This window comes from Marispirochaeta aestuarii (genome assembly GCF_002087085.1).
Taxonomy (GTDB): Bacteria; Spirochaetota; Spirochaetia; order JC444; family Marispirochaetaceae; genus Marispirochaeta; species Marispirochaeta aestuarii.
Genome location: NZ_MWQY01000002.1, coordinates 47,589 through 60,860, shown reverse-complemented (window position 1 = coordinate 60,860; position 13,272 = coordinate 47,589). Strand labels below are relative to the sequence as shown.

11 protein-coding genes are annotated in these 13,272 nt (G+C 49.2%); 8 read left to right on the top strand and 3 right to left on the bottom strand.

Annotation, left to right across the window (positions count from 1 at the left end; translation table 11 throughout):
* Nucleotides 1-3: 3 nt before the first annotated feature.
* Genes B4O97_RS01760 through B4O97_RS01750 form a run of 3 tightly spaced genes read right to left on the bottom strand, consistent with a single transcriptional unit; the run spans nt 4 to nt 3,265 of the window.
* The gene (locus B4O97_RS01760; RefSeq protein ID WP_083047718.1) at nt 4-1,116 is read right to left on the bottom strand and encodes a serine hydrolase domain-containing protein; all 1,113 of its coding nucleotides are present in this window, start codon (nt 1,114-1,116) and stop codon (nt 4-6) included.
* Nucleotides 1,113-2,024, bottom strand: coding sequence for a phosphatase PAP2 family protein (locus B4O97_RS01755; RefSeq protein ID WP_083047716.1), 912 nt, complete (start codon nt 2,022-2,024; stop codon nt 1,113-1,115). Before B4O97_RS01755 ends, B4O97_RS01760 begins: the two co-directional genes overlap by 4 nt.
* Nucleotides 2,025-2,026: 2 nt before the next feature.
* Nucleotides 2,027-3,265 carry an ROK family transcriptional regulator gene (locus tag B4O97_RS01750; protein ID WP_158084098.1) on the bottom strand — a complete coding sequence of 413 codons (1,239 nt, stop codon included), beginning with the start codon at nt 3,263-3,265 and terminating at the stop codon, nt 2,027-2,029.
* Nucleotides 3,266-3,393: 128 nt separating this feature from the next.
* Between B4O97_RS01750 and B4O97_RS01745 the strand changes: the two genes are divergently transcribed.
* From B4O97_RS01745 to B4O97_RS01710, 8 genes are all read left to right on the top strand, one after another.
* Nucleotides 3,394-4,560, top strand: a complete 1,167-nt coding sequence (locus B4O97_RS01745; RefSeq protein ID WP_083047712.1) for a Gfo/Idh/MocA family protein — start codon at nt 3,394-3,396, stop codon at nt 4,558-4,560.
* Nucleotides 4,557-5,690: a sugar phosphate isomerase/epimerase family protein gene (locus B4O97_RS01740; RefSeq protein WP_083047710.1), complete on the top strand. Its 1,134-nt coding sequence runs from the start codon at nt 4,557-4,559 to the stop codon at nt 5,688-5,690. Before B4O97_RS01745 ends, B4O97_RS01740 begins: the two co-directional genes overlap by 4 nt.
* Before the next feature lie 55 nt (nt 5,691-5,745).
* Entirely contained in the window at nt 5,746-6,753 is a 1,008-nt protein-coding gene (locus B4O97_RS01735; protein ID WP_083047708.1) for a substrate-binding domain-containing protein, read from the top strand.
* Between the two features lie 86 nt (nt 6,754-6,839).
* Nucleotides 6,840-8,327, top strand: coding sequence for a sugar ABC transporter ATP-binding protein (locus B4O97_RS01730; RefSeq protein WP_233142876.1), 1,488 nt, complete (start codon nt 6,840-6,842; stop codon nt 8,325-8,327).
* A 3-nt stretch (nt 8,328-8,330) separates the two neighbouring features.
* Nucleotides 8,331-9,368, top strand: coding sequence for an ABC transporter permease (locus B4O97_RS01725; RefSeq protein WP_083047704.1), 1,038 nt, complete (start codon nt 8,331-8,333; stop codon nt 9,366-9,368).
* 556 nt (nt 9,369-9,924) lie between these two features.
* Entirely contained in the window at nt 9,925-10,431 is a 507-nt protein-coding gene (locus tag B4O97_RS01720; protein WP_083047702.1) for a hypothetical protein, read from the top strand.
* Nucleotides 10,432-10,444: 13 nt separating this feature from the next.
* A complete protein-coding gene (locus tag B4O97_RS01715) occupies nt 10,445-11,293 on the top strand; it encodes a DNA adenine methylase (RefSeq protein ID WP_198946997.1) in 849 nt (282 codons plus the stop codon).
* Nucleotides 11,293-13,269 carry an ATP-binding protein gene (locus B4O97_RS01710; RefSeq protein WP_083047700.1) on the top strand — a complete coding sequence of 659 codons (1,977 nt, stop codon included), beginning with the start codon at nt 11,293-11,295 and terminating at the stop codon, nt 13,267-13,269. Before B4O97_RS01715 ends, B4O97_RS01710 begins: the two co-directional genes overlap by 1 nt.
* The last annotated feature ends 3 nt before the right edge of the window (nt 13,270-13,272 follow it).

Genomic DNA, 13,272 nt, shown 5'->3' with positions numbered 1-13,272 from the left:
ATGTCAAGAATATGATGTCTTGATGCCTTTTTTCTCCTGGTACTGCAGCAGTTCCTTTATCACCTTTCCGGCCATAAACCTCAGGGCTTTTCCGCGCCAGGAAAAGTCATTGAAGGTTCCGATGATGAAGGACTCGGTCCCCGGGTGATAGAACATGAATGCACCGGTTACGCCGACACAGCCCCAGCAATAATATTCCCTGGGCAGGATCAGGGGGATTGTCCCTGTTTTCCAGATGGAATACCCGTAGTTGAATCCCAGAATCGGAAATCCCATGGGAATATCATCCTCGATCATTCTGTCCAGGGTTTCCTTTTTCACGATCCGGTGACCGACCAGAGCCTTCATGAAGCTGAGAAAATCTTTTAAGGGGGCGATCACGCTGCCTCCTGCATAATCGATTTCATGAATACCTTCAATGGAAAGCAGATCGTGCCCTTTGATATACAGTCGTGCCGTGGGATAATCGGAGGCCGTTTCAGGTTCTGACAGTCCGTAAAGCCACGCATGCTCCATGTCCAGGGGCTTGAAAATCAGTTCATGCATGACCTCATGAAATCCTTTTTTCGTTATACTCTCGATAATTAATCCCAGCAGAAAATAGTTTGTGTCGGTGTAAAAATGCCTTCCGCCGGGTACGGCTTTCGGCTGTAAATTCTCCTTGCCCCAGATTATCGCCCCCCGCGGGCTGATTCTGAAATCGGGGTTTTCCATTTTCTTTTTCCAGAGATGATAGAACACGTCATTCAGGCCGGAGGTCTGCATCAGGAGATGCCTGATCGTAATCTGGTCCGAATAATCCTTGCCTTTGAAGACATGCAGGCTCCTCATCAGATCGGCATCGAGATATCTGCCGACAGGATCATCATAATCAAGCTGACCCCTCTCGTGGAGAATACCGATCAGTGCGGCGGTGAAGAGTTTTCCCACGCTGGCAAGGTGGTTGGGCTGCCCGATATGTGCTTTTGATCCATCCGTTGTTCCTGCTGCGGCATTCAGGTGAATGTTCAGTTTATCCGAGTCTACCAGCAGATATGCGTTTTTTACTCTCCCGTCGTTCCGTACCTGATTCCTGAACAGGGATTCTATTCTGTTCTGTACGTCCTCTTCTTTCATGGATCTTTCTCCAAAAGCGCTGAATAAAAAAGCCCTGCCTTTACCCCCGCCCAGGGGAACAGGAAGATCAGCCACAGGGATACTGCAAGGTATCGCAGAAAGGCGAAACAGTTGTCGTCGGGGAGTATCGTTTTGAGGCCTGCGAGGAGCAGTAAAGCGACAGCGAGCCCCAGGAGGTAACGCAGTGTCTTCCGTATAGCGCTGGCCTCCGTTTTGAAATTAATCAGCCGCATTTCCAGAATGCAGCCCGCCATGGCCCCCGCGGCCGTGCCGGAGAGCTTGTAAAAATCCCGTATCTTTACGGGATCCAGGCTTCCTGTTTTCTCCAGGACGAAGAGGGCAAGGGTGAGTGTGACGATAAGTGAAATTCCCCGGAGAAGGATAGACTGCAGTCTGGGGGGATCGTTCAGCATGGGTTCCAGAAGGCGGAATGTTCCCCAGGCGCTCAGTACACCGAGAAGAAGCCCGGCGATAACATCAAGCGGCCAGTGGACGCCCAGGTACACCCTGCTCAGGGCTATGAGGAGCATAAGCATAAATGCGAAACAGCTGAACCAGAACCTGCGCAGCAGCAGGGCCGCGGCAGTCAGGAATCCGGCTGCCCCCTGGGTGTGGCCGCTTGGAAAGGAGTATCCCGTGGCCGTATGCACCCGTTTACCCTCGATGTCCGCAAGGATCTCGAAGGGTCTCGGAGCCCGTACCAGAACCTTTACCCCGACGTTGACCAGGGCGGATGTCAGGTAGCTGAAGGCGAGAAGCAGTCCCGCCTTTTTGGAGATGTTCCAGAAGACAAGGGTTATAACCGCGATAAAAAGGTACTGCTCCCCCAGCATGGTGATTCCCTCGGCGAGGGCGTCGAGTCCGGGAGTGGATATCCTGCTGAAGAATCGGAGAATACCTTCCTGCATTTTTATCCAGCCCTGAGGTTTCTTTTTATGGTACTGGTAAACTCCTGGGACGAGAAGATATGATCAATTATGAGGGTCCCCGCCCCGGTGGGGCCGGATTTGTCCTTCAGTTCGGAAATGCACACATTCAGTTCAAAGGTTGCAAGGTGGAGGGAGCGCCGGATTACGGCTTCCCGCATTGCGCCGACAAAAAGGTTTCCGAAGGCCGATAATCCGCCGCCGATCACAATGGAGGAGGGGTTGAAAAAACTGACCAGCTTGGCCAGGACACTTCCAATAACCGTCCCGGCTTCTTTTATCAGCTGAATGCAGGAGAGGTCTCCGGCAATGGCGCCGTTGTTTATATCCATCGCACTGAGTTGCTGATTCCGTGTCAGCAGCTCCTTCAGGTAGGGACTCTCGTTCTTTGCGGCGATTTCCGTGGCTCTGGCTGCCAGGGCTTTTCCTCCGGCCACCGCCTCGAGGCAGCCCTTGTTTCCGCAGTGGCAGCGGACATTACTGCCGTCCACCTCGATGTGTCCTATGTCTCCGGCGCAGCCCTTGGCCCCCCGGTATATCTTGCCGTCCACAATCAGGCCGGCTCCTATTCCCGTACCCACTTTTACAAAGAGAAAATCCGATTCTTCGGTGGTGCAGCCTTTATGTCCTTCTCCCAGGGCCATGACGTTTACGTCGTTATCGATCAGGACGGGACAGCCGAACTCCTTTTCGTAGATGCGTCGCAGGGGATAATCGTGCCACAGCGGAACATTCGGCGGAGAGTCGGGCTTTCCGTCCCGGAAATTGACGGGAAAGGGAAAGCCTATGCCGATTCCCCAGAGTCGCTCGATTCCATTGTCCCTGCAGAGATCTTTCAGCTGCTGAATGATCTGTCGGTTGCATTCTTCCGGATCGCTTATGGAATCAAAGTAGTGGACCTTTTCGCACTCGATTCTCAGGTCCAGGTTGAAGATGATGATGCTGAGCTTGGTGATGCCCAGGAACACCCCTGCTACGAACCCGAGGTCTCCCCGGATCTGCAGCTTCAACTTGCGCTGGCTGCTGTCGGGGGGAGTCTTTTCTTCTATCAGGCCGAGCTTGATAAGCTTGTTTATCTGGAGTGATATTGTGGACTTTGAGACCCCGCTGAGCCGCGTTATGTCCATTCTGTTTATTTCGCCGTTGCTGCGGATAATATTGTATATCTGGGCTGTAGTGTTGGGCGTTATCAGCTCTTTATGATTCATCTGTGTCTGAATCATATTCCTTCCCCTGAAAAAAATCAACAATCTATAACCAAACAAGTAAGTACTATAATAAAACATAAAAGTTGACATATAAGACAATGAGGTGTAGAATCGGTAAAGATAACGACGAGGAATGCACTTAAATGGAAAGATTACGGGTTGCTGTTATTGGTACCGGCTTTATCGGTCCGGTTCATGCTGAGGCTGTACGAAGAAATCCTGGCCTTGCGGAACTGACGGCCATTGCGGGGAGTTCTGAAGAGGCTGCCGGAGAAGCTGCGGCCAGGCTGAATGTTCCCTTTTACTCCGGGGATTACAGGGATGTCATTGCCCGGGAGGATGTCGATCTGGTTCACATCTGTACCCCGAACTATCTGCACTATCCCATGGCCAAAGACTGCCTCGAAAACGGCAAGCATGTGCTGTGTGAAAAACCCCTGGCCATGACCTCGGCAGAGGCCCGGGATCTGCTCCGGCTTGCGGAAGCAAAGAACCTGAAGGCCGCGGTAAACTACAATCTTCGTTACTACCCGATGATCCAGGAGATAAAAAGCCGAAACTCGAAGAGCCCTGACGGGCGGATCTTTGCCCTCCAGGGGTCCTATCTGCAGGACTGGCTGCTCCACGAGACCGATTACAGCTGGCGCATGGAATCGAAGCTCAGCGGAAAAACCCGGGCGGTTGCAGATATCGGCACCCACTGGATGGATCTGGCCCAGTATGTTACGGGCCTCAAGATAGAGAAAGTGCTGGCCCAGTTCGGACGCATGTTCGAAACCCGCAGGAAATCTGCGGGAGGCAGGGACCACACCTTCGATCGGGGAGGGGAAAAGAAGCCCTCGGACTATACAAGCTATCCGGTGGACACAGAGGATCACGCTCAGATCCTCCTCTCCTTTGAAGGAGGCGTTCTGGGCAACCTGACGGTGAGCCAGGTAAGCGCAGGCTACAAAAACTTTATGGAATACCGGCAGATGGGGCGGGACGTATCCTACTCCTGGAACTCCGAAGCCCCCAACAGGATAAAAATCGGTCACCGGGACCAGGCTAACGAGATACTGATGAAGGACCCGGGTCTTCTACATTCCAGGGCAGCTTCAATGTCAGCCTACCCCGGAGGGCACCAGGAGGGCTACGGGGACACCCTGAAGTTTATTCTCCGGGATTTTTATTCTGATGTGCTGGGACGCAGTGTGGAAGGCGGAGCGTCTGATTATCCCACCCTGCAGGACGGACTCGCCGAGATGCTCCTGTGCGAAGCGATAATCAAGAGCGCCGAAACAGGTGAATGGATGGAGGTGGGTGTATGAACAATCCGGTATGGATCATGAGCTCCGCGTATCCCAAGCTGTCTCTGGAAGAGCTTATGCAGAGGGCTGTGAGAATCGGAGTCCAGGGGCTGGAACTCTGTGTTTTCCGGCGGGACGGAACCAGGGTCGACCACGTGGCAACCCACCTGGATTACGAGAATTTCGATTCCGGGAGGGCGAAACAGATTGTAGACTCCTTTAACGAAAAGGGACTCCGCTTCTCCATCGGGGCCTTCGAAAACCTGATCGGCGGAGATGAAGCGGAGAGGATAAAAAACCAGAACCACCTGCTCAAGCTGATCAGGATGGCTGCCCTTCTGGGGGGAGACGAAAACGGAATTACCGTCGGGACCTTCGTCGGATACAACCACGAATGGGACCTCGAGGAGGGGTCCTTCGAGAAGAACCTGCGGGAGTACCGGCGCATTTTTGCCCCTGTTATCAGCTATGCCGAAGACCTGGGGGTAACAGTGGTCTACGAAAACTGCCCCATGGAAGGCTGGTGCTCCGCAGGATTCACGAGCACCATGAACAACCTGCCTTCCACCCTGGCGGCAAGAAAGCTGATGTACGAGCTTATCCCGTCCAGGGCCCACGGCGAGACCTACGATCCCAGCCACGATGTCTGGCAGTTCGTGGACCCCGTGGATGTGCTCAGGCACAGCGATATGGGGAGAATAAAATCGGTGCATCTGAAAGCGACTCGTATGAAAAAGGATGCTGCGTCCATTCACTGGGGCAACGTTTTCGGAAAGCAGCTGGTTGCAAAGGAATTGGCAGACGCCGCCGGAGTTCCGCTTCCTCTGAACGAGTGGGACCGCTTTTCCTATGAACCCATGGTCCCTGGTTTCGGCGGCTCTGACTCCATGGACTGGCGAAGCTTTATAGACTACCTGATGCAGAATAATTTTGAAGGGGTCTTCTCCATAGAGAACGAGGGACTGAACTCAAAGGGCACGGAAAACGACGGCGCCATAGAGCAGGGTTTTTCTGCCTGCCTCTCTTTTATAAGGCCGATGATCTGGCCCCTTGCCTCCGGAACCGGCTACAGCTACCCGGGCCAGACTGCATTAACCGTGCCGTCTGCAAAGAAGCTGCCGCTTGTTGAAATACGGGATCTTACAGCCTGAGAGGGGCTGAAAAAATACAATAAGAATTCCATGGGAATTCTAAAAGGAGCAAAGAGTGAAGAAGCTGATTGTGTTCATGTTGGTTTTCGCCATGGCCGGCATCTCGGTAATCTATGCCGGGGGACAGAAGGACGACGGGGCAAAAACCCTGGCGGTAATAATGCCCAGTGCCGACCACGGATTCCTGGGAGAGAGCATCAAGCATGCCGAACATGCCACCAAAGAACTGGCCGAAGCCAAGGGTTTCAATCATATTTTCCTGGTTTCCGATGACGTTGTAGAGCAGGCCAACCAGATCGATACCGTTGTCGCCCAGGGCGTTGACGTAGTCGTACTGTGGCCCCATAACGGTGATGAGCTCAAGGCAGCTGCCCAGACGATTGTTGATGAAGGTATTCCCCTCATTATTTACGACCGGCTGATCAGCGATTTTGATGAGACCGCCGAACTCATGGGAGACAATTTTACCATCGGTGAGGATTCCGGCCGCTACTTCAACGAGTACTTCAAGGATGAGCTTGCACAGGGCAAGGTCAATATCCTGGAATTCAAGGGAGACAACTCCAGTGTTCCCAAGCAGCGTTCTGATGGATTCTGGAAGACCGCGGACCCCAACTTTGTCCGGGTCAACGATTACGTAACCAACTGGAGCAAGGACACCGCTCAGACGCAGCTTGAAACCTTCCTGAATTCCAGTACCCGGGAAGAGGTAGAGAGCATCCAGGCTATATTCAACCATGATGCGGATGTGGCCTTTGGTCTTCTTGCAGCCCTGGAAGGCTACGACGGAAATGCCGATCTCAACATCAAACTGGTATCTGCCGTAAGTGCCCCCCGGGAACTGCTGGCGGTATATGATCACTACAAAGCCCAGGGGATCGACATTGTAACCTTCTCCTTCTCTCCTGCCATGGTCGTAGACGCCATCGAGCTGGGAATCGATGTTCTGGAAGGGAAGGACGTTTCCGGCATGCACCTTGTTCCCACAGAAATGGTGGACAACAGTAATTACAAGGAATTCATGAAGGGACCTGTATACAGCCTTCGCTATTCATTCTATTAATAAAAAAATCTGAATAAAGGCCGGCAGGCAGTCTGCCGGCCCTACAATTCTGCTTTGCGATTAAGGGACGTTCCATGCATCTGGAGATGAAGAAGATTTACAAGAGTTTCGATGCCGTCAAGGCGGTTCAGGATGTCTCCCTTGCCGTGGGGGATTCCGAGATCCACGGGCTTCTGGGAGAAAACGGCGCAGGCAAATCAACCCTGATGAATGTGCTGGGAGGAATCCTGCGGCAGGATTCCGGGAGCATTCTGATTGACGGGGAGGACCATTCTCACCTGACCCCGATACGGGCCTCTCATTTAGGCATACGCTTTATTCACCAGGAGCTGAACCTGGTCAATGACCTGCAGGTGTACGAGAACCTGTTTCTCCATAACGAACTCCTGCACGGCGGAGTCCTTCTGAACAAGCGGGAGATGATAAAACGGTCCCGGAAAATTCTGCACACAATGAAACTGGACATTAACCCCCAGGACTATGTGCGTGATCTGGATACCTCCCGCAAGCAGCTTGTGGAGATAGCCCGGGCGCTTCTTTTCGAGTGCCGGCTGATCATCATGGATGAACCGACCACCGCCCTTACCAACGAGGAGATAGAGAACCTCTTCGAGATAATGCGGGGCCTTAAAGATCACGGTATAAGCTGCATCTACATCTCCCATAAAATGCCCGAAATCTTTGCAATCTGTGACCGCTATACAGTACTGCGGGACGGAAAATTTGTCGCTACCGGGAATATCGCAGACATTGATGAGCAGCAGGCTACAGAAATGCTGGTTGGACGCAGCCTGGTTCATGAGGTTGTCGAAAAGTCCAACACCGTTCAGGAGGATACTGTTGTCCTGGAGGTCGAGGATCTCGGCTGCAATGATCACTTCCGCAATGTGAATTTTTCCCTGAAAAAAGGAGAGATCCTGGCCATAACCGGTCTCTTCGGTGACGGCCGGGGAGAACTGAGCGAGTGCCTCTTCGGTGCACGGAAGGTGAGCTCCGGAACGATCAGATTGAAGGGAAAGGAAATCCAGTCCGCCCCCATATTGAAGGTCATCAAATCAGGTGTCTCCATGGTGCCCCGCAACCGGAAGGAACGCTCAATACTGAAGGACCTTTCAATAAAAGACAATCTTTCCATGGCCTATTTTACCAGTAAAAAGAAAGGTTTCTGCATCAGCGACCGGGAAGAGCGCAGGCGTTTTGAAGAGAACAGGCGCATTACCAATATCAAGGCCGCGGACCCCGATCATCCCATAACCTCCTTGAGCGGAGGAAACCAGCAGAAGGTTGTATTCTCCCGCTGGTTCGGCCTGGATTCGGAGGTCTATATCCTGGACAACCCCACCCAGGGAATCGATGTGGGGGCCAAGTTCGAGATATACCAGCTCATTACACGACTGGCGGAGGATGGCAAGAGCGTGATCGTTTTCAGCTCCGAGTATCCCGAAATACACCGCATCGCCGACCGCTGCCTGGTCATGTACAAGGGTGAAGTCAATAAAGAGTTCTCCCGGGACGAGATAAACGAGATTGACATCATGTATTACGCAACAGGATCAAACAAGAAGGTAAGCTGAGCTATGAACAGTAAGAAAGACGGCACAACCGGAGGAACCGGAATTATTCAGGCGACTGAGAGTGCAGGGGTAAAGGAAAAACTGATCGCCTTTTTCAAAAAACTCCTGATCGATCACAACTACATATTGTCCCTTATTCTGCTGCTTATAATCGGACGTATCGCCAGTGACCAGTTTCTGACGGTGGCAAGCCTGATGAACCTTCTGAAGTCCTCGGTCTTTATCGGAATAATCGCTCTGGGGATGTCCATGGTGATCCTTTCCGGTAATATTGACCTCTCCGTCGGGTCGATGCTTGCCCTGTCGGCATCCATCGGGGTTGTCGTTTTTAATTCCACCACCAGTATTTTTCTTTCCCTGATTGCTGCCGTTTTCATGGGATTTGTTCTTGGCCTTTTCAACGGATTTTTTATAGGTGTCGCGAGGGTCGCCGCTTTTATCGTAACCCTGGCCACCCTTGTGGGATACCGGTCCATTACGATCCAGTTCGGCCACGGAGGACCGCTGATAGTGGATAACGATGCCTACTTCAAGCTGCTCCGTCCCATCGGTTACGGAAAACTCGGGCCGGTACCGTATCTGGTCATATTGTTTATCCTGGTAAGTATAGCTGTCTGGTTCCTGATGACCAAGACGAAATTCGGACGGTACGTATATGCCGTGGGATCCAATGAGCGGGCCGCCCGGCTGACGGGAATCAATGTACGGTTGGTAAAAGTCGCCATATTCACCCTGACGGGAGTCCTTACCGGTATTGCCGGGTTCCTCTACATAACCCGCTTCGGATCCGTGGATGTATCCACCGCCGGAAAGATGTTCGAGCTGGATGTAATCGCCGCCGTGGCCATCGGGGGAATCGCCATGTCCGGCGGCAGGGGCCATATTCAGGGCAGCTTCTTCGGCGCCGTGATTCTCTATGCCATCGACGCGATCCTCTCCGCCTTCAGTGTCCCGGCCTTTGTAAATGACCTGATCAAAGGCATACTGATCCTGGGCGCAGTGCTCATGCAGAAGGCATTGGACAAGGAGCGCAGCGAATAATCGCCGGAAGCCCGATAAAAAGCCCTATTCTTTTTGATGAAGTGTGGTTTGGAGTGCTGGGCCCAGCGAACCGCGAAGCGGTTTGCAAGCCCAAGCTTGTGGCAGGTGACCGCGAGAGCGGGCACCGAGAACAAGCGCCGGAAGCCCTTTAGCCTCAGTTAAGTTCCCAAGTTTTTTTGGTGTTCCCAGAAGGTACCTGTAATGCCATGAGTTAATATTATAAAGTGAAATATGACGAATACTAACCCGGCAGTTCCTGAAAATCTTGGTCAAATCATTAACATTTTTGGTTATGATTACTGTAGATATAAGGCTATTAAGCTGAAGATTTGGTAATACCAATTTTTCATGAATGTGACCATAGCGTTTTTAATATAATTTAAAAGATGGTTATGGCAAACGAGTCCAAGGGAATGTATTGCTGGCAGGTCTTGGAGGAGATTCTTGGATGGGTGTGAAGAATGATAGTCTTTTTTAGAGGTTAAAAAGTTAATTACATTTACTCCAAATATGTGGTAATCTGATTATGAGTACATATTATAATGGTTTAAATTAGGTGAAAACTGATTCTGGATTCAAGGTCTGTAGTAAGTATCAGACAAAACTTAGAATGTCTTACCACTCCGAGCTCTGGCTTTTTATTGTACATGGAAAGATAGGGGTAGGGAAGAAAAATGTGAACCAGAATATTCAGCAGCAAAAAAGTAAAGTTGTCATATGGAGTAATAATGCTTCGACTCATAGCCAGTGCTGGACTAATACTTCAAAACATCACTTTAGCCACGCTGATGTTGAAAAAGTGAGGTATACCAGGATGCTGATTATTAGACAATCTAATTTCAAGATAAGCTATATAGTTCCTGAGAGGCATGATCTAAGAAGTTATTATTCTGACTTCTCTATTCATAAGAAAGATGGGGCTTTTCTCATAGTCGAAGTGAATAGTGATAACATGCTCTCTGATCCAATTGTTCAGATGAAAATAGAATACTCATTTACCTCTGCGAGGATTAATGATAAGCGCTATAAGATGAGTCCAGTTAAAGAAACAGAGCCGAGATAATGAGGATCAGTGTTTGAATAAGATTGTCTCTTCACAAAAAAAACAATTACAACCTTTTCTTAAATGGGCCGGTGGTAAACGTTGGCTAATTCAATCCCATCCTGAGTTTTTCAGATACCGTTTCTCTGGAAAATATATCGAGCCCTTTCTTGGGGGGGGAGCAGCATTCGCGGCGGTTGAACCGAAGAGGGCTTTACTTAGTGATACGAATGAAGAGCTGATTAATCTATATTTTCAGATACGCCAACATCCCCATGAACTACAAAAGCGCCTTGAGGTTTTACATAGCCAACACTCTAGACTTTTCTATTATCAGTATCGAGGGCAGAGCCCAGGAGCAAAAATGGATAAAGCTGTTCGCATGCTTTATCTGAATCGAACCTGCTTTAATGGAATCTATCGAGTTAACCGTCAGGGTAGGTTCAATGTTCCGATGGGAACTAAGACTGCGGTGGTTCTTCCTAGTGATGATTTTGTCTTGTGGGCAGAACTCTTAGCTAATGCTGAACTAAAAGTTTGCGATTTTGAAGAGCCTATCCATAAAGCAGGGAAGGGGGACTTCATCTTTGCTGATCCTCCGTATACTGTCAGTCACAATAATAATGGCTTTTTAAAATATAACGAGGTGCTTTTTTCCTGGGAGGATCAAGTTCGACTCTCAATAGCACTGATTAGTGCTGCTAAGCGAGGGGCAGTTGTTGTTGCCACAAATGCGAATCATCCTCAAGTTGTCGACCTCTATAGTTCATTTTTTAGTATCGAGACTGTAACTCGACCAAGTACTATAGCAGCTAAGTCTAATCATCGAGGCCGTTATGAAGAAGTCATTATACACAATCTTGCTTTGGAGGATAAATTATAATGCTTAACTTTATTCAGAAGGCGGAATTTCAAGAAAATCCTCTCAGAATGGTCTATGATTTCTTGGAAACTGAGAAGAAGGCTGAAGAGTCTGAGCATTACAATGAGATGCGATTTGTCGGTTATGCTATGGAGATGTCATACGATACTGCAAGGATAATCACTTCAGATCCGTATAAACGAGCGGTCGGCGGACTTCCAAAAGGATCATTCTTGGTAATGCTACCCGATAAACTTGATGGAATACCTCCCCATTTCACACTTCTGCGAGTGGAAGATGTGGCCCCGACGCCTTTAAGCCAACAAGTACAACAAACCTATTTTGAGCTACATAAGAAATCTATGCCCGAAATTGACCGATGGACCCAGTCGGAACTCCAATGGGGAGCTCTTAACACTACTGTACTCGGTATGTTTTATCCAGATATTGAAAATTCCGAGGAGCTGGCTTTTTCAGGAGATGTTAACACGGTCGTTAGTGCTCATCGATACCGCATCTATTCTCCGGATCAAAAGTTGTTGGACCTTATTGTAAATGGGACCGTTAGAAAAGAACGTCAGATAAGTATTGGTGATTTGAGAATGACTGAGTGCCGACTTCCATTTGCCAATGTTAGTCCTCACAACGTTAGTGCCCAAATATCAGTCAGAGATTTTCAAGGTTTTCGAACGGCGATGTTTGGTAAGACTCGGTTAGGTAAATCAAATGTTGTTAAGTTGTTGGCAGAAGCCGTGATTAAAGCTACCGATGAGAAACGTGATGTCGGACAGCTCATATTTGATATAAACGGTGAATATGCCAATGATAATCCGCAGGATGGGAATATTTCAATTAGAAGTAAGTACTCGGAACGTTGTCAGGTTTATGCGTTGAATCCTCGAGAGGGGGCTGATTATGCAAAGCAGTTAAAGCTTAATTTTTATGAACAGCCTGATTCTGGTCTTTCGATTCTAAAGTCTTTTCTGACTCAGGCAAATAAGACTTCTGACTATATAAAGAGCTTCATGAGCGTCGAGTTGCCTAATGTTGAAGATATCCCACATATGGAGCAAAGCCCAAAAAGACGTTCGATACGGAAAATACAGATATATTGGGCAATTTTGCATAGTGCCGGATTCAAAGCTGATGAATCACGTCTGTCACGTTTGGGCGGAAAAGTAGGTGAGGCCCCATTTGGGTATGATCCGCACTTTAAAAAGACATTGCGCGAAAAGGCCTATAGTAATGCAGATCAAGAGGTACCCAATACTCCTAAAAACCTCAGTGAGTTACTTAACGAACTTAGAGTAATTGATAGCTTTCGGAAGGAGAACCCAGGTGATAAAGAATTAAAATCGTCTGGAGGAAAAGATTACTTCGATATTGATGATGTTGCTATGCTTGAGTTCCTTTTTCCAAAGCAAGGTCGTTCCGGAACCGTTATTCTTCGTCCATTCATAATCTATCATTCTATGTCCGCCGGTGATTTCCAAAAAGAAATTTTGGATTTAATCGACGCTGGTCAAACTGTAATCCTGGATTTAGGAAATGCAACCGATGAAGTGCGACGCTATTTCTCCGATATGCTATCTCGAGCTGTGTTCAATAACCAAGAGAAGAAGTTTATCTCAAATAACCTATCGGAGCATTTCGTTCAACTGTATTTTGAGGAAGCGCATAATCTCTTTCCTCGAGACAACAAGGAATTTACGGATGTATATTCTCGCTTTGCAAAGGAAGGTGCTAAGTTTCACATAGGAATGGTGTATTCTACACAATCGCCATCGACCATATCACAGGAATTACTAGCTCAGACCGAAAATTTCTTTGTTGGTCATCTATCGTCACAAGACGAGGTACGGTCGCTTGAGAGAGTACAGATTGCATATGAAGGGCTTGGAAGCGAGATTATGCGCTCAAAAACTCCTGGATACATGCGGATGCTCACCTTTAGCCATCGCTTTGTAGTTCCGATTCAAGCATATAAGTTTGAATAGGAG